Source organism: Pseudomonas sp. AC211 (assembly GCF_979258055.1).
The window spans coordinates 4,175,403-4,191,965 of sequence record NZ_OZ409830.1 but is presented as its reverse complement, the minus strand read 5'-3'; the positions used below and the strand labels follow the sequence as shown (position 1 = coordinate 4,191,965).

10 protein-coding genes, 2 tRNA genes, 3 rRNA genes and 1 pseudogene are annotated in these 16,563 nt (G+C 56.6%); 10 read left to right on the top strand and 6 right to left on the bottom strand.

Going from position 1 to position 16,563, the window contains the following annotated elements; all coding sequences use genetic code 11:
* Positions 1–102: 102 nt before the first annotated feature.
* The 3 genes from ACZZZP_RS19875 to ACZZZP_RS19865 form a co-directional block, all read right to left on the bottom strand.
* The gene (locus ACZZZP_RS19875; protein ID WP_463383849.1) at positions 103–1,716 is read right to left on the bottom strand and encodes an inorganic phosphate transporter; all 1,614 of its coding nucleotides are present in this window, start codon (positions 1,714–1,716) and stop codon (positions 103–105) included.
* A 438-nt stretch (positions 1,717–2,154) separates the two neighbouring features.
* Positions 2,155–3,066 (bottom strand): polyphosphate kinase 2, encoded by a 912-nt coding sequence (gene ppk2 / locus ACZZZP_RS19870; RefSeq protein WP_463383848.1) that lies wholly within the window; start codon positions 3,064–3,066, stop codon positions 2,155–2,157.
* A 91-nt stretch (positions 3,067–3,157) separates the two neighbouring features.
* The gene (locus tag ACZZZP_RS19865) at positions 3,158–4,165 is read right to left on the bottom strand and encodes a transporter (protein ID WP_122493178.1); all 1,008 of its coding nucleotides are present in this window, start codon (positions 4,163–4,165) and stop codon (positions 3,158–3,160) included.
* A gap of 306 nt (positions 4,166–4,471) precedes the next feature.
* On the opposite strand from ACZZZP_RS19865, the gene ACZZZP_RS19860 reads away from it, so the two are divergent.
* Positions 4,472–5,275, top strand: coding sequence for a hypothetical protein (locus ACZZZP_RS19860; RefSeq protein WP_463383847.1), 804 nt, complete (start codon positions 4,472–4,474; stop codon positions 5,273–5,275).
* Between the two features lie 38 nt (positions 5,276–5,313).
* On the opposite strand, the gene ACZZZP_RS19855 is transcribed toward ACZZZP_RS19860, so the two are convergent.
* Complete coding sequence (locus ACZZZP_RS19855) at positions 5,314–5,658, bottom strand: zinc ribbon domain-containing protein YjdM (RefSeq protein ID WP_122493177.1); 345 nt, start codon at positions 5,656–5,658, stop codon at positions 5,314–5,316.
* A 182-nt stretch (positions 5,659–5,840) separates the two neighbouring features.
* Here ACZZZP_RS19855 and ACZZZP_RS19850 point away from each other — a divergent pair, with 182 nt between their 5' ends.
* The gene (locus tag ACZZZP_RS19850; RefSeq protein WP_463384758.1) at positions 5,841–6,737 is read left to right on the top strand and encodes a YihY/virulence factor BrkB family protein; all 897 of its coding nucleotides are present in this window, start codon (positions 5,841–5,843) and stop codon (positions 6,735–6,737) included.
* Positions 6,738–6,831: 94 nt separating this feature from the next.
* Entirely contained in the window at positions 6,832–7,227 is a 396-nt protein-coding gene (locus ACZZZP_RS19845; RefSeq protein WP_122493175.1) for a transcriptional regulator, read from the top strand.
* A 2-nt stretch (positions 7,228–7,229) separates the two neighbouring features.
* Here ACZZZP_RS19845 and ACZZZP_RS19840 read toward each other — a convergent pair whose 3' ends face one another.
* The gene (locus tag ACZZZP_RS19840) at positions 7,230–7,703 is read right to left on the bottom strand and encodes an LEA/WHy family protein (protein ID WP_463383846.1); all 474 of its coding nucleotides are present in this window, start codon (positions 7,701–7,703) and stop codon (positions 7,230–7,232) included.
* 651 nt (positions 7,704–8,354) lie between these two features.
* On the opposite strand from ACZZZP_RS19840, the gene ACZZZP_RS19835 reads away from it, so the two are divergent.
* The 7 genes and pseudogenes from ACZZZP_RS19835 (at position 8,355) to ACZZZP_RS19805 (ending at position 15,409) form a co-directional block, all read left to right on the top strand.
* Positions 8,355–9,891 (top strand): 16S ribosomal RNA (locus tag ACZZZP_RS19835).
* Positions 9,892–10,019: 128 nt separating this feature from the next.
* Positions 10,020–10,096 (top strand) — tRNA-Ile (locus tag ACZZZP_RS19830).
* Positions 10,097–10,122: 26 nt separating this feature from the next.
* A tRNA-Ala gene (locus ACZZZP_RS19825) sits at positions 10,123–10,198 on the top strand.
* Positions 10,199–10,447: 249 nt separating this feature from the next.
* A 23S ribosomal RNA gene (locus ACZZZP_RS19820) occupies positions 10,448–13,337 on the top strand.
* A 142-nt stretch (positions 13,338–13,479) separates the two neighbouring features.
* Positions 13,480–13,595 (top strand): 5S ribosomal RNA (gene rrf, locus ACZZZP_RS19815).
* Together the 16S, 23S and 5S rRNA genes with 2 tRNA genes alongside form the textbook arrangement of a ribosomal RNA operon.
* A gap of 259 nt (positions 13,596–13,854) precedes the next feature.
* Positions 13,855–14,930 (top strand): annotated as a pseudogene (gene ada, locus ACZZZP_RS19810) (bifunctional DNA-binding transcriptional regulator/O6-methylguanine-DNA methyltransferase Ada).
* Positions 14,931–15,130: 200 nt separating this feature from the next.
* Positions 15,131–15,409 (top strand): hypothetical protein, encoded by a 279-nt coding sequence (locus ACZZZP_RS19805; protein ID WP_463536790.1) that lies wholly within the window; start codon positions 15,131–15,133, stop codon positions 15,407–15,409.
* Positions 15,410–15,674: 265 nt separating this feature from the next.
* Here the strand turns inward: ACZZZP_RS19805 and ACZZZP_RS19800 are convergent, their stop codons facing one another.
* Positions 15,675–16,535 carry a LysR family transcriptional regulator gene (locus tag ACZZZP_RS19800; protein ID WP_463536789.1) on the bottom strand — a complete coding sequence of 287 codons (861 nt, stop codon included), beginning with the start codon at positions 16,533–16,535 and terminating at the stop codon, positions 15,675–15,677.
* Positions 16,536–16,563 lie beyond the last annotated feature (28 nt).

Below are 16,563 nucleotides of genomic sequence, written 5' to 3'. Positions count from 1 at the left end.
AACACGTGCGCCCGGATGTGAAGCATAGGCGCTGCGCGGCGCAGACGAATAAAAAAGCCGCCCTTGCACAGTGAAAGGGCGGCAATACGCGGGGGAGCGCGGTTAAAACAGGGAGGTGAACAACCAATACAGGCTGCCCGACAACAGGATGGCGACCGGCAAGGTCAGCACCCAGGCCATGAGCAGGTTGCGGATCGTGCGCATCTGCAAGCCGGAGCCATTGGCGGCCATGGTGCCCGCCACACCGGATGACAATACGTGGGTGGTGGAAACCGGCAGGCCATACACGTCGGCCGCGCCGATGGTGACCATGGCCACTAATTCCGCCGAAGCGCCTTGGGCGTAGGTGAGGTGGGTTTTGCCAATTTTTTCGCCGACGGTGACCACGATGCGTTTCCAGCCGACCATGGTGCCGAGGCCCAAGGCGATGGCGACGGCAATTTTCACCCACAGCGGGATGAACTTGGTGGAGTCGTCGATTTGCTTCTTGAACGCCAGCAAGGTGTTTTGCGTGGCGGTGTCGAAGCCGCCGACTTTGTCTTTGTCCATAAAGCGAATGGCTTCGGACGTGAGGTACATGTCGTTACGCACGTTCGACACCGCCGCCGCTGGCACCTGGGCCAGGGAACCGTAGCTTTTCACTTGCGCGCCGATGGAACCCGCGAGCGAGGCCAGGGCCGGAATCAGCTCGGGCGTGACCTGTTTGCTGCGCACGTACTCCGAGAGCGTGGCGCGTGGGTCTTGCGGGGCCGGTTGCGGGGCAACTTTCACCAGCGCCTGCTGGGTGACTTGGGCCAGCGCGGTGAATTGCTCGACCTGGCTTTCCGGCATGGCGCGGTTGAGTGCGTAGGCCATGGGCAGCGTGCCGATCAGAATCAGCATGATCAGGCCCATGCCCTTCTGCCCATCGTTGGAACCGTGGGCGAACGACACGCCGGTGCAGGTCAGAATCAACATGCCGCGAATCCACCACGGCGGCGGCGTGTTGCCTTTAGGCGCCTGGTACAGCTCGCGGTTTTTCACCAGCGCACGCAGGGCCAACAGCAGCAGCGCGGCGCAGCCAAAGCCGATCAAGGGCGAGAGCAGTAACGAGTAACCGACCTTCGTCGCTTGCGCCCAGTCCACGCCGCTGGCGCCGTCGCGCCCATGCATCAGCGCGTTGGCGATGCCCACGCCGATGATCGAGCCGATCAGCGTGTGCGAAGACGACGCCGGCAAACCCAGCCACCAGGTGCCGAGGTTCCAGATGATGGCGGCGATCAGCAGGGCGAACACCATGGCAAACCCGGCGGACGAGCCCACCTGCAGAATCAGCTCCACGGGCAGCAAGGCAATAATCCCGAACGCCACCGCGCCGCTGGACACCAACACCCCAAGGAAATTGAAACAGCCCGACCACAACACCGCGAACTGCGGCGGCAGCGAATGGGTGTAAATCACCGTGGCCACGGCGTTGGCCGTGTCGTGCAAACCGTTGACGAACTCGAAACCCAGGGCAATCAGCAGCGCGATGCCCAGGAGCACGAAGGGCGTCCAGGTAGTGACGACGGTGCCGGCTTCGTCGACGTCGTGGAACAGGCTATACGCGCTGTAGACCAGACCGAGGATGAGGATGGAGAAGAAAGCCAGTTTGGTGCCCTTGCCGTGGGTTCGGTTCAGCTTGGGCTTGGCGTCTGCCGCGATTGAGACATCGCCGGCATAGGAGGGGCTGTTCATGTGAAGGGCGTCCTTTGGGAAGGGAGACCTGATCACTATTCTGTTTGGATGTTACAGATTGTGTTTCGGGGGGGCGTTGGTTGTTTGTGGGGGATGTGGGTTGAAGGTTGAGCCTGGATTGGACGGAGTCACCTGAAAGACTCTGGATCCCCGCCTTCGCGGGGATGACGGGTGTTTGTGCGTCGGGCGACGAACCTGAACGAGCCTGGATCCCCGCGTGCGCGAGGATGACGGGTGTGGTTGTGCGCTTCTTCGTCTGTAGCCGCGCCAGCAGCACAAACCACCGTCATTCCCGCGCAGGCGGCGGTCCGACGATTCGGAATCCAGGCTTTCGGACTGAACGACGTAACCTGAAAGATTCTGGATCCCCGCCTTCGCGAGGATGACGGGTGGGGTTGCACACTCGGCGTTATGCCCCCCAGCCATCGACGCTCCCGCTCAATACGCCTGCGGCACAATAATGCTCGACGGCGTCGGATTCCTCACATAGTCCTCATGCCGCAACCGCTGCGGCAGTTCCACCTGCGGGTGCTCCACTTCCTCGTACGGCATCTGGCTTAGCAGGTGGTTGATGCAGTTCAACCGTGCTTTTTTCTTGTCGTCGGCCTGCACCACCCACCAAGGCGCTTCTTTGATGTGGGTGCGTTCGAGCATGATTTCCTTGGCCTTGGTGTACGCCTCCCAGCGGCGGCGCGATTCCAGGTCCATGGGGCTGAGTTTCCATTGCTTGAGCGGGTCGTGAATGCGCGCCAGGAAGCGCAGGTGCTGTTCACTGTCGGAAATGGAGAACCAGTATTTGATCAACTGAATGCCCGAGCGCGCGAGCATGCGTTCGAATTCGGGCACGCTGCGGAAGAATTCTTCGTATTGCTCGTCGTTGCAAAAGCCCATCACCCGCTCGACGCCCGCGCGGTTGTACCAGCTGCGGTCGAACAGCACGATTTCACCCGCCGCAGGCAGGTGCGAAACGTAGCGCTGGAAGTACCACTGCGTTCGTTCACGGTCGTTCGGTGCGGGCAATGCGGCCACTCGGCACACACGCGGGTTGAGGCGCTGGGTGATGCGCTTGATCACGCCACCTTTGCCAGCCGCGTCGCGACCTTCGAACAGAATCACGACTTTGTGCCCGGTCTTGACCACCCAACTCTGCAGCTTCACCAACTCACCTTGCAGGCGAAACAGTTCGCTGAAGTAACGCTTGCGGGCGCGCTTGGCTTCGCTGTCTTCGGGGCGGCCCTGGAACAGTTCGTCGAGGTCTTGGCCGTCTTCGAGCAGTTCCAATTCCAATGCTTCGTCGCCGTAGTCCTGCAACTCACGGTGGATGCGTTGCATCAGCTGGTCGTTGGTCATGTCTGCACCTCAGGTGGGAGAGCGGGGCGTAGGTGGGCTGGGCTGCCGATGCTAGAGCGTGGGCATGGCAGGCGGATGACAGCGCAGCGCGCTAGTAATCGCTGCGTTTGCGAAAGGCCCAGCGTCCGGCCAGCGCCGTGAACGTGGCCACCAGCGCCACCAGAATCCAGAAACCTTCGGCGTCATCGGCCAACGGAATGCCGCCGACGTTCATGCCGAAAAAACCGGCAATGATGTTGATGGGCAAGGCCAGCACGGTGACTACGGTGAGGGTGAACAGCGTGCGGTTACTTTGTTCGTTGAGCTGGGCGACGATTTCTTCCTGCAGCAACTTGATCCGCTCGCCAAGGGCTGTGAGGTCGCTGATGACCAGGGTGAATTCTTCGGTCGCTTCGCGAAGTTCGCGTACGTCGTCGTCTTGCAGCCAGTCGGGCGGGCGGTTGAGCAGGCGCATCAGCGAACCCGGCTCCAGTGCCAGCAGGCGTTGCAGGCGAACCAGCACTCGGCGCTTGGTGCCGAGGTCGGCGCGGTTGCTGTTCAGGCGCGAGGCGAGCAGTTGGTCTTCAATGCCGTCCACGCTGAGGCTGGTTTCGCGGACGATGCCGGTGAGCACGTCACCTTGATCGCGCAGCAGGTGAACCAGCACCTCCAGCGGCGAGCGGAAATGTTCCCCGCGTTTCACTGAGGAGCGCAGCTTGTCGACCGAACGCAGCGGTTGCAGGCGGGCAGTCACCAGCAGGCGGCTGCGTGCGCAGACCCACAGGGTGGAGATGTCGGTGCTGACCATGTCGAAGTTGAACACCACGTCGTTGACCACCGCCAACAGCGCCGAGTCCACGTGCTCCAGGCGCGTAGAGCGCGAGCCTTCACGCAGGCTTTCGAAGAAATATTCCGGTAGGTCGAGGTGCGCCATCATCCAGCGCTCGCAGGCCGCGTGTGCCAGGTTGAGGTGCAGCCAGAGGAATTCGCCGTCATCGCTGGGCGCTTGAAGCCAGGACAGGGCGGCGCTTGAGTCGATTTCCTCGCCGCGCTCGCCCGGGCGGAAACGAAAGCCATAGAGCAGACCGAACAGGTCTGGAACCTCAAGGGTGTGATTCATGGCGGCTCACTGCTGTAACAGAACGCTGGGAGGATCGGTAACCGACGGGCGATTTTGGCGTGCGGACGGCGAGCAGCTTGCGCGGGTGTTGTGACGGGCTGATGACGGAATGAAGTCGGCGCGCAGGGTATGCCCAGTAGGGGCAAACGCTGCGTTTTGCCAGGCGGCGCAACCTCTGCGCGACTTGCCGGTCAGACCCTGAGGCCGACGCGACGAGGCGTGTTGGCTGGGGTGCCTAAAAAATAACCAGGCACGGCATTTTTATTGCTAGCGTTGAGCTAGTTGCACTGCACAGCACCTGAGTGGATGACTGTACGACGCATGGATTGGATGAACCTGCTAGCAAGTGGCGCCCAGCGGCGCGCAAGGCTTCGCAACGAAGCTGGCGCGGGGCGGTGGGCATTGCGCGGTTGGGCGTTAGTGCTGAGCTTGCTGGTTTCTGGCTGCGCCACGCACCAAGACCACGACTCGATTGTGGGCAATAAAAGCGCGGTAAAGCCGGGCGAGTTCTTCCAGACGCACACCGACCGCATGGCCACCATCGGCATGCGCAACAACCTCAACACCCTCTATCGCCTGATGGACAAACTCTACCGCCGCAATCCGCGCGAGTGGCGTAAGACCGGCTTGCCGACGCTTGAAGAAGCGGAAAAACAAGTGCAGCTGGCTATCGAAAAAGACCTTCCATTACCTGAACTCGGCGGCCGTAAAGACGTTGAGGCGCTGAGCTACGCGTTGAGCGTGGACTACAAGGGGGATCGGGTGGGTGGTTTTGTTTATGCGCTGGGCAGCATGTTGATTACGGCGCATGGCGGGCGTACCGAGTTTTATATGACCGATGAGCTCGACCCGCAGTTTATCCACAACGCTGCGCGCAATATCGAGAAGGCGACGTGGATGCTCGCCAGTCGTAACGACTTGAAGGGCAACCCGTGGCTGTTGTCGAACGAGCTATCGCCGGATGTTCGCAACCTGAGTTTTGCCGTGGAGTTCGGCAAGATTGTCGCGCGCCTGGACCTGCTCACCGATGTGCTCGATGAGCGTTATCGGCGGCTGGGGGTGAGTTATGCGCAAGGGCTGCTGTTTATGAACTTCTTGCCGGTGCAGTAAGGCGGGGTAGGGCGGCGCGGTAGGCCGCCCGGAAGTGGTTAGACTTTTTTGACGAATTCGGACTTCAGCTTCATGGGGCCGATGCCGTCGATTTTGCAGTCGATGTCGTGATCGCCGTCGCACAGGCGGATGTTCTTCACTTTGGTGCCCACCTTGACCACCAGCGACGTGCCTTTGACCTTGAGGTCTTTGATCACGCTGACCGAGTCGCCGTCTTGCAGTACGTTGCCGACGGCATCCTTGATGACCTTGTCGCTCTCGCCGCCTGTGTCCGTTGCCGCAGTGGCCGACCATTCGTGGGCGCATTCCGGGCAGACCAGTTGCTGGCCATCTTCGTAAGTGAATTCGGAATTGCATTTCGGGCAGGGTGGCAACGTGCTCACGGGAACCTCGGCTTCAGACCGCTAAAAAAGGCCGCATAGTGTATAGGGTTTTCCCTCGTTTCGGTTGGCCGGCAGGGGGCGCTTATTTTTACACGAACCGATTTGCCGCCCGTGTGCTCAAAACCCGTGGACGCGGCGCTATTTCACTGGCGCCGCAGGCAGCTAACGCACGGAGGTTGAGCATGTTTTTACCGGATCTGCGCGGTGTTTCCTTCTGGGAAATCATTAAGTGCACGGTGGTCGACTTTCTTGATGACGAGTTGCCGACCTACGCATCGGCACTGGCTTTCCAGCTGTTCTTCTCTTTATTCCCGTTTTTGTTGTTCCTGATCGCGTTAATCAGCGTGCTCGACTTACAGCCGTTCTTTGATTGGTTGCGTGAACAAGCTGCACTGGTATTGCCTCGCGCGGCGATGGAATTGGTCGACCCTGCGATCAGCAATCTGCAAACGCAAAAGGCGGGTTTGTTTTCCTTCAGCATTGTTATCGCCCTGTGGACGGCTTCGGCCGCGGTGCGCTCCACGATGTTGGCGATGAATCAGGTGTATGGGGTGGAGGAGGGGCGGCCGGCGTGGAAGCGAATTCCGCTATCGGTGATTTACATCATTGGGGTCGCGGCGTTGCTGCTGATTGCGGCGGGCCTGATGGTGGTCGGTCCTCAGGCGATGAATTGGCTGGCGCACCAACTGGGTATTGAGCAGATCGTGGTCGTGCTGTGGAACTGGCTGCGTTGGCCGGTGGCGGTGTTCATGCTGGTAGCGGTGGTGGCGACGGTTTATTACCTGGCGCCGGATGTGAAGCAGGAGTTCCGCTTTATTACGCCGGGGTCGCTGGTGGCGGTGATCGGCTGGATTGCCGCTTCGTTGGGCTTCGGGTTCTACGCGCAGAACTTCGCCAACTACAACGCCACCTACGGGAGCATCGGGGCGATCATTATTTTCCTCTTCTATCTATACCTGTCTTCGGCGGTGCTGCTGTTTGGAGCCGAGCTGAACGCCGTGATTGAGCACCATGCACGCGACGGCAAGTCGCCGGGCGAGAAGGTGGCGGATGAAGGCGTGCCGGCGAAATCAACCTGAACGGCCCATGGGCGGGGTAGGTCACAACTTAAGAAGGACAAGTCGGCGTCTCTGGGCGCGCGGCATCACTTAGTGAAAGTTGGAGGTTGAGAACATGGCTACCTATAACTGGGACCTCATCGAGCGCCTGCTCCACGAAGTGCAGAACGGCGCCTACAAACCGTTCAAACCACGGGAATACGCCGCAGAGTTTGCTGCGGACCAAACCGCTGAAGGCGTGCAGCTGGAAAAGCTCGACACGCTTAAAGCCGACGCTCAGAACTATGAAGCGTTGTTGCTTAAAGACGGCTTTATCGAACCGCGCCCGGAGGAAGAAGGCGGTAATGGTGAGAACTTCGTCTTAACGCCGCGTGGGGCGAGTCTGCTCAGTCTGCTGGATAGCAGCATTCCTGGCAGCGAACATCCCCGTGAAGTGTTGGATGAGAAAGGCGAAGCAGCGCTGCGGCCAGAAGTGTTCGACGAACTGGCCAAACAGGCAGCGATTGCTTAAGGCTATTGCGTTGGAAAGGAGAGCTTGCCGCTGTCACTGAACCGCGCGGCTCCAAACAGGCCGCCGCCCAACTTGCCGTTCAGCTCATACGGCACGGCGGCCTTGGCCGAAGGTGCAGCGGAGGCAACGCCCCAAGCCTGACGCAGTACTGAAAAGGCTGAGATGGTGATGGGTATATAGATGAGCTTTTCACCGTAGCGCGGAACTTCCCCGCTTTCATCGCTCACTCCATTGGCGAAGGGGCGATCGTTGACCCGCAGCTCCAGGGCGATGCCGTCATAACGGATCGCCTGCTCATTTGGGTTCTGCACCCGCAACTTCAGCGCAAATCGCGCTTCCATTTCCTGGCTGGGAAGTGGCTCCAGGCCGACTAGGTCTACATAGACGTCATCCCGCGAACCGAACACGCTGCATCCATTCAGGATAAGTAGCAGCAAGGCTGTGGCTGTCGGGCGCACGAGGGTGGGAAGTTTCATAAGCGTTGTCCTGTTCGCAAGTGCGGCGTTACACCTTCTATATATAGAGGCGTATGGGTAAGAGGGTTTCCCGGCACGCTCGTTCGGTATTTAGGTTTATTTCAGAATCGTTTCAATAATGGCTTGACGGCTTTTCCCAGGTGCTTATAATGCGCACCTCTTCCGGCGCGGAAGGCTCCTAAAAGTTCTTTCTAATCAATAGGTTAGGTTGAAATTGAAGGTTGCAAAGCAGAGCGATCTGCGTAGAATGCGCCGGGCTGACAAGGTTGAAGGTTGGTCTTGTTGGTCGGTCGAGTAAGTTGATCGAAAAGCGGTAAATGAGGTGGTTGACAGCGGTTTGAAACGCTGTAGAATTCGCCTCCCGCTGACGAGAGACTGAAGTTGATCTGAAGCGCAAGCGGTTGAGTTTGAAAAGAAATTTTCGAAATCGCTTGACGGAATAAGAGGCTGCTGTAGAATGCGCGCCTCGGTTGAGACGAAAGGCTTAACCAACTGTTCTTTAACAACTGAATCAAGCAATTCGTGTGGGTGCTTGTGAGGTAAGACTGATAGTCACCAGATTATCAGCATCACAAGTAACACTCGTTAATTTGAGAGTTTTTTGCGATTGCTGAGCCAAGTTTAGGGTTTTCACAAAACCCAGATATGTTTGAACTGAAGAGTTTGATCATGGCTCAGATTGAACGCTGGCGGCAGGCCTAACACATGCAAGTCGAGCGGATGAGAGGAGCTTGCTCCTTGATTCAGCGGCGGACGGGTGAGTAATGCCTAGGAATCTGCCTATTAGTGGGGGACAACGTTTCGAAAGGAACGCTAATACCGCATACGTCCTACGGGAGAAAGCAGGGGACCTTCGGGCCTTGCGCTAATAGATGAGCCTAGGTCGGATTAGCTAGTTGGTGAGGTAATGGCTCACCAAGGCGACGATCCGTAACTGGTCTGAGAGGATGATCAGTCACACTGGAACTGAGACACGGTCCAGACTCCTACGGGAGGCAGCAGTGGGGAATATTGGACAATGGGCGAAAGCCTGATCCAGCCATGCCGCGTGTGTGAAGAAGGTCTTCGGATTGTAAAGCACTTTAAGTTGGGAGGAAGGGTTGTAGATTAATACTCTGCAATTTTGACGTTACCGACAGAATAAGCACCGGCTAACTCTGTGCCAGCAGCCGCGGTAATACAGAGGGTGCAAGCGTTAATCGGAATTACTGGGCGTAAAGCGCGCGTAGGTGGTTCGTTAAGTTGGATGTGAAATCCCCGGGCTCAACCTGGGAACTGCATTCAAAACTGTCGAGCTAGAGTATGGTAGAGGGTGGTGGAATTTCCTGTGTAGCGGTGAAATGCGTAGATATAGGAAGGAACACCAGTGGCGAAGGCGACCACCTGGACTGATACTGACACTGAGGTGCGAAAGCGTGGGGAGCAAACAGGATTAGATACCCTGGTAGTCCACGCCGTAAACGATGTCGACTAGCCGTTGGGGTCCTTGAGACTTTAGTGGCGCAGCTAACGCATTAAGTCGACCGCCTGGGGAGTACGGCCGCAAGGTTAAAACTCAAATGAATTGACGGGGGCCCGCACAAGCGGTGGAGCATGTGGTTTAATTCGAAGCAACGCGAAGAACCTTACCTGGCCTTGACATGCTGAGAACTTTCCAGAGATGGATTGGTGCCTTCGGGAACTCAGACACAGGTGCTGCATGGCTGTCGTCAGCTCGTGTCGTGAGATGTTGGGTTAAGTCCCGTAACGAGCGCAACCCTTGTCCTTAGTTACCAGCACGTTATGGTGGGCACTCTAAGGAGACTGCCGGTGACAAACCGGAGGAAGGTGGGGATGACGTCAAGTCATCATGGCCCTTACGGCCAGGGCTACACACGTGCTACAATGGTCGGTACAAAGGGTTGCCAAGCCGCGAGGTGGAGCTAATCCCATAAAACCGATCGTAGTCCGGATCGCAGTCTGCAACTCGACTGCGTGAAGTCGGAATCGCTAGTAATCGTGAATCAGAACGTCACGGTGAATACGTTCCCGGGCCTTGTACACACCGCCCGTCACACCATGGGAGTGGGTTGCACCAGAAGTAGCTAGTCTAACCTTCGGGAGGACGGTTACCACGGTGTGATTCATGACTGGGGTGAAGTCGTAACAAGGTAGCCGTAGGGGAACCTGCGGCTGGATCACCTCCTTAATCGACGACATCAGCTTCCTTATAAGCTCCCACACGAATTGCTTGATTCATTGCGAAAGACGATAGGGTCGTCCTAGAGGTTTTAGGAGGATCAGTGACGAGTTGTCAGCCTAGTAGCCCGAACAATTGGGTCTGTAGCTCAGTTGGTTAGAGCGCACCCCTGATAAGGGTGAGGTCGGCAGTTCGAATCTGCCCAGACCCACCAATTGTTGTGGAAGAAGCCTCAGATACGGGGCCATAGCTCAGCTGGGAGAGCGCCTGCCTTGCACGCAGGAGGTCAACGGTTCGATCCCGTTTGGCTCCACCACGACGACACGTAAAGTTCAGAATTGAGTATTCGCCTGTTGGCTGAATATTGAATTCTGGTCTTTGACTAGAAAGTATTATCGTTCTTTAAAAATTTGGGTATGTGATAGAAAGATAGACTGGATAGCACTTTCACTGGTGTTTATTCAGGCTAAGGTAAAATTTGTGAGTTCTCTTGAGAGATCAAGAGTATTTCGAATTTTCGGCGAATGTCGTCTTCATAGTATAACCAGATTGCTTGGGGTTATATGGTCAAGTGAAGAAGCGCATACGGTGGATGCCTTGGCAGTCAGAGGCGATGAAAGACGTGGTAGCCTGCGAAAAGCTTCGGGGAGTCGGCAAACAGACTTTGATCCGGAGATGTCTGAATGGGGGAACCCACTTAACATAAGTTAAGTATCTTGCACTGAATACATAGGTGTAAGAAGCGAACCAGGGGAACTGAAACATCTAAGTACCCTGAGGAAAAGAAATCAACCGAGATTCCCTTAGTAGTGGCGAGCGAACGGGGACTAGCCCTTAAGTTGATTTGAGATTAGCGGAACGCTCTGGAAAGTGCGGCCATAGTGGGTGATAGCCCTGTACGCGAAAATCTCTTATCAATGAAATCGAGTAGGACGGAGCACGAGAAACTTTGTCTGAATATGGGGGGACCATCCTCCAAGGCTAAATACTACTGACTGACCGATAGTGAACTAGTACCGTGAGGGAAAGGCGAAAAGAACCCCGGAGAGGGGAGTGAAATAGATCCTGAAACCGTATGCGTACAAGCAGTGGGAGCCCACTTTGTTGGGTGACTGCGTACCTTTTGTATAATGGGTCAGCGACTTATATTCAGTGGCGAGCTTAACCGAATAGGGGAGGCGTAGCGAAAGCGAGTCTTAATAGGGCGTTTAGTCGCTGGGTATAGACCCGAAACCGGGCGATCTATCCATGGGCAGGTTGAAGGTTGGGTAACACTAACTGGAGGACCGAACCGACTACCGTTGAAAAGTTAGCGGATGACCTGTGGATCGGAGTGAAAGGCTAATCAAGCTCGGAGATAGCTGGTTCTCCTCGAAAGCTATTTAGGTAGCGCCTCGTGTATCACTGCTGGGGGTAGAGCACTGTTTCGGCTAGGGGGTCATCCCGACTTACCAAACCGATGCAAACTCCGAATACCAGCAAGTGCGAGCACGGGAGACACACGGCGGGTGCTAACGTCCGTCGTGAAAAGGGAAACAACCCAGACCGTCAGCTAAGGTCCCAAAGTCATGGTTAAGTGGGAAACGATGTGGGAAGGCTTAGACAGCTAGGAGGTTGGCTTAGAAGCAGCCACCCTTTAAAGAAAGCGTAATAGCTCACTAGTCGAGTCGGCCTGCGCGGAAGATGTAACGGGGCTCAAACCATGCACCGAAGCTACGGGTATCACTTAGGTGATGCGGTAGAGGAGCGTTCTGTAAGCCTGTGAAGGTGAGTTGAGAAGCTTGCTGGAGGTATCAGAAGTGCGAATGCTGACATGAGTAACGACAATGGGTGTGAAAAACACCCACGCCGAAAGACCAAGGTTTCCTGCGCAACGTTAATCGACGCAGGGTTAGTCGGTCCCTAAGGCGAGGCTGAAAAGCGTAGTCGATGGAAAACAGGTTAATATTCCTGTACTTCTAGTTATTGCGATGGGGGGACGGAGAAGGCTAGGCCAGCTTGGCGTTGGTTGTCCAAGTTTAAGGTTGTAGGCTGACTGCTTAGGTAAATCCGGGCGGTTAAGGCTGAGAACTGATGACGAGTGCTCATTAGAGCGCGAAGTGGTTGATGCCATGCTTCCAAGAAAAGCCTCTAAGCTTCAGATAACTAGGAACCGTACCCCAAACCGACACAGGTGGTTGGGTAGAGAATACCAAGGCGCTTGAGAGAACTCGGGTGAAGGAACTAGGCAAAATGGCACCGTAACTTCGGGAGAAGGTGCGCCGGTGAGGGTGAAGCATTTACTGCGTAAGCTCATGCCGGTCGAAGATACCAGGCCGCTGCGACTGTTTATTAAAAACACAGCACTCTGCAAACACGAAAGTGGACGTATAGGGTGTGACGCCTGCCCGGTGCCGGAAGGTTAATTGATGGGGTTAGCTAACGCGAAGCTCTTGATCGAAGCCCCGGTAAACGGCGGCCGTAACTATAACGGTCCTAAGGTAGCGAAATTCCTTGTCGGGTAAGTTCCGACCTGCACGAATGGCGTAACGATGGCGGCGCTGTCTCCACCCGAGACTCAGTGAAATTGAAATCGCTGTGAAGATGCAGTGTATCCGCGGCTAGACGGAAAGACCCCGTGAACCTTTACTATAGCTTTGCACTGGACTTTGAATTTGCTTGTGTAGGATAGGTGGGAGGCTTTGAAGCGTGGACGCCAGTTCGCGTGGAGCCAATCTTGAAATACCACCCTGGCAACTTTGAGGTTCTAACTCTGGTCCGTTATCCGGATCGAGGACAGTGTATGGTGGGTAGTTTGACTGGGGCGGTCTCCTCCTAAAGAGTAACGGAGGAGTACGAAGGTGCGCTCAGACCGGTCGGAAATCGGTCGTAGAGTATAAAGGCAAAAGCGCGCTTGACTGCGAGACAGACACGTCGAGCAGGTACGAAAGTAGGTCTTAGTGATCCGGTGGTTCTGTATGGAAGGGCCATCGCTCAACGGATAAAAGGTACTCCGGGGATAACAGGCTGATACCGCCCAAGAGTTCATATCGACGGCGGTGTTTGGCACCTCGATGTCGGCTCATCACATCCTGGGGCTGAAGCCGGTCCCAAGGGTATGGCTGTTCGCCATTTAAAGTGGTACGCGAGCTGGGTTTAGAACGTCGTGAGACAGTTCGGTCCCTATCTGCCGTGGACGTTTGAGATTTGAGAGGGGCTGCTCCTAGTACGAGAGGACCGGAGTGGACGAACCTCTGGTGTTCCGGTTGTCACGCCAGTGGCATCGCCGGGTAGCTATGTTCGGAATAGATAACCGCTGAAAGCATCTAAGCGGGAAACTAGCCTCAAGATGAGATCTCACTGGGATCTTGAATCCCCTAAAGGGCCGTCGAAGACTACGACGTTGATAGGTGGGGTGTGTAAGCGTTGTGAGGCGTTGAGCTAACCCATACTAATTGCCCGTGAGGCTTGACCATATAACACCCAAGCAATTTGCTTAGCGCAAATTGATGGTGTGAAGACGATACAAACCGAAAATTCGGCAAACACACAAATTACCCGCAGCATCATCACATACCCAATTTGGAGCTGCGCTAACGCGACGCTCCACCCGAATTGCTTGACGACCATAGAGCGTTGGAACCACCTGATCCCATCCCGAACTCAGTAGTGAAACGACGCATCGCCGATGGTAGTGTGGGGTCTCCCCATGTGAGAGTAGGTCATCGTCAAGCTTAAATTCCAAACCCCCTACTCGTGAAAACGGGTAGGGGTTTGTTTTTGTGCGATGAAAAATAGGTCTGCGCAGACGTCTTGATCTGGATAGCTTGAGCTAAAGCAAGTATGTCGGCCGACTTAGCGGCCGCCAACTGAGCGGGCCCAGCCAGTCAGCTCCGCTCTCTACGGAAGTCCGAATTCGATAGCAAGATTCAGCATGCCCCCCGGGTGGATCCCCTGATACCGTACGCTCAGCTTCCAATCGTGAGCTATTCGATGAGTTCCAATCTCGACAAAAACACCCGCATCGCCCAAACGCTCAGCGACCCGCGCTGGCTCGCCGTGCAAGCGCGAGACAAAGCCGCCGACGGCCAGTTCGTCTACGCAGTGACTTCCACCGGCATCTACTGCCGTCCTTCCTGCTCGGCGCGTCAGGCGTTACCCGAAAATGTTCAGTTCCATCTCGACTGCTCCTCAGCCGAAGCCGCGGGTTTCCGCGCCTGCCTGCGCTGCAAACCTGACCAGAGGTCGCCTGATGAAACGCAGCGCGCATTGATCGAGCGTGCCTGTCACGTAATCGAACAAGCAGAATCGCCGCCGACCCTAAACGCGCTCGCCGCCCAGGTCGGACTGAGTCCGTACCACTTCCATCGCTTGTTTAAAGCAATCACCGGAGTCACGCCAAAAGGCTACGCCAGCGCGCACAGGGCCAATCGCGTTCGTGACCAACTCACTGCGAGTGGGTCTGTAACCGAAGCGCTCTATGAAGCCGGCTTCAATTCCAGCGGACGTTTCTACACCGTGGCTAATCAGCTGTTAGGCATGACTCCAAAAGCCTACAAGGCCGGTGGCGCTAGTGTGCGGATTCGCTACGCCCTAGGTGCCTGCTCCTCGGTGCGTTGCTGGTGGCGCAAAGTGAGCGCGGCATTTGCGCGATTCTGTTTGATGACAACGCGCCCGTGCTCGAAGCTGACCTACGCCGCCGATTTCCCAATGCTCAGATCGAAGCTGCCGACGATGCATTCAGCCAAATCCTGGCCGAGGTCGTCGCATTCGTCGAAGCACCGGGCCAGGGGCTGAACTTGCCGCTGGATATTCGCGGAACGGCGTTTCAGCAGCGCGTGTGGCAGGCGCTCCAAACAATTCCCGTCGGCAAAACCGCTAGCTATCGCGACGTCGCCGAAGTTATTGGAACGCCTCTGGCTGTTCGTGCCGTCGCCGGTGCCTGTGCAGCTAATTCTTTAGCTGTGGCGATCCCCTGTCACCGTGTCGTTCGTAACGATGGCGGCATTTCAGGCTATCGCTGGGGTATCGAGCGCAAGCAAAAATTGCTGGAGAAGGAGCGCGAATAAGCTGGGCGGGCGGTCAAAAACGGGTGTCAGGAATTCGTCTCTACCTATGTTTAGCGCAGCTAGTGGCTTGATTTGAAAAGAGAAAAGCCAGCAATCATTCGTATCGATGGTGACTATTGGGACCTTTCACTTCTACGAAAAATCTCGGTGAGTACCATAGGCTCCGTACCCACTTACCAGCCCCTGCAAGGAGCCGAAAAATGAAAAGCCAAGTATTTGCCAGCCTGATCCTGGCCAGCCTCTCCGCCAGCGTATTTGCTCTGCCATCCGATCAACCTCAGTTCACGTTTGACGGTCAATTCGTTCACTCCTCGATGGTTGCTGAAGGCGGCGCTGACCGTTCCGGTGCAAACCGTGTAGCCGAAGGCGGTGCTGACCGTACCGGCGCAAACCGTGTAGCCGAAGGTGGTGCAGACCGTACCGGCGCAAACCGTGTAGCCGAAGGCGGTGCAGACCGTACTGCGGTGCAAACCGTGTAGCTGAAGGCGGTGCAGACCGTACCGGCGCAAACCGTGTAGCCGAAGGCGGTGCAGACCGTACCGGCGCAAACCGTGTAGCCGAAGGTGGTGCAGACCGTACTGGCGCAAACCGTGTAGCTGAAGGCGGTGCTGATCGTACCGGCGCAAACCGTGTAGCTGAAGGTGGCGCTGATCGTACCGAGTGCCAACCGTGTGGTTTGATGGTTCGCGTTACCTCACCTGAAAAACCCGGCCAACCAAGCCGGGTTTTTTTATGGGCGCGTGGTTAGTTTCCTTGGATGCAGTCAATGAATAACTGCTGAATCGGGAGATGCCGCTGGCTATGGCGCAGCAACATGATCAGCTCGCGGTGAAACGTCAGCTCTCCCAACTCGATAATTCGTACCTTAGCGCCCAACTCGAGCCACAGCCCGGCCAGAGGAATCAGCGTAACGCCCAGGCCGCATTCGACCATCTTCACAATTCCGTCCAACTCATCCAGCTCTAGCGCAACCTGCACATCCAACCGTTGCTCGCGTAGAAACCGGCTCACCAATCGCCCCCCAAACGAAGTGCGGTCGTAGCGCACTAACGGTTGCTCGCTAAGAATCTGCAGCGGGTCGTCGCCCTGCAATCCTTCCGGCACCACCAACACAAACGGCTCCTGGCGCAGTAGCTGGGTATGCAGTTCTTTAGGCAAAGGGAAGGGCGGGCGAATCAAAATGGCGACATCGAGCTCGCCGGCGTCCACTTGGCTGAGCAGATTGAGCGAAACGCCTGGCACCAGCTTCGGCTCAACTCTCGGCGCGGCCTGGCGCAAACGCAGCAGTGCGCTAGGCAACAAGCCAGTCTGTACGCTGGCAATGGCGCCAATTCGCAACTCGCCGCTGCATTCCCCCGCACTGTCTACGGTGGCCATGCGGCTGAACAGCTCCAGCATTTCGCCAGCCATGGGCAGTGCGCGCTTGCCAGCGGCGTTGAGCACGGCCTGGCGCCCGGTTCGATCAAATAATTGTTGGTTCAGCGCGCGCTCCAGGTTGCGAATCTGCGCGCTTACAGCCGACTGCGTGAGGCCGATGTGCGTGCCTGCCGCCGCAAAGGTGCCATACCGCGCGACGGCGAGAAACGTCTTTAGTTCGCGCAGCATTGGCTCGGCTCGTCTGTGGGATTGATCG

What these genes read in the sequence shown, in the direction of transcription:
- ppk2 (WP_463383848.1), bottom strand. Translation starts at nt 3,066, where the DNA reads ATGACCAACGACCAGCTGATGCAACGCATCCACCGTGAGTTGCAGGAC.
- ACZZZP_RS19805 (WP_463536790.1), top strand. Translation starts at nt 15,131, where the DNA reads ATGAAAAGCCAAGTATTTGCCAGCCTGATCCTGGCCAGCCTCTCCGCC.
- ACZZZP_RS19845 (WP_122493175.1), top strand. Translation starts at nt 6,832, where the DNA reads ATGGCTACCTATAACTGGGACCTCATCGAGCGCCTGCTCCACGAAGTG.
- ACZZZP_RS19865 (WP_122493178.1), bottom strand. Translation starts at nt 4,165, where the DNA reads ATGAATCACACCCTTGAGGTTCCAGACCTGTTCGGTCTGCTCTATGGC.
- ACZZZP_RS19840 (WP_463383846.1), bottom strand. Translation starts at nt 7,703, where the DNA reads ATGAAACTTCCCACCCTCGTGCGCCCGACAGCCACAGCCTTGCTGCTA.
- ACZZZP_RS19860 (WP_463383847.1), top strand. Translation starts at nt 4,472, where the DNA reads ATGACTGTACGACGCATGGATTGGATGAACCTGCTAGCAAGTGGCGCC.
- ACZZZP_RS19850 (WP_463384758.1), top strand. Translation starts at nt 5,841, where the DNA reads ATGTTTTTACCGGATCTGCGCGGTGTTTCCTTCTGGGAAATCATTAAG.
- ACZZZP_RS19875 (WP_463383849.1), bottom strand. Translation starts at nt 1,716, where the DNA reads ATGAACAGCCCCTCCTATGCCGGCGATGTCTCAATCGCGGCAGACGCC.
- ACZZZP_RS19800 (WP_463536789.1), bottom strand. Translation starts at nt 16,535, where the DNA reads ATGCTGCGCGAACTAAAGACGTTTCTCGCCGTCGCGCGGTATGGCACC.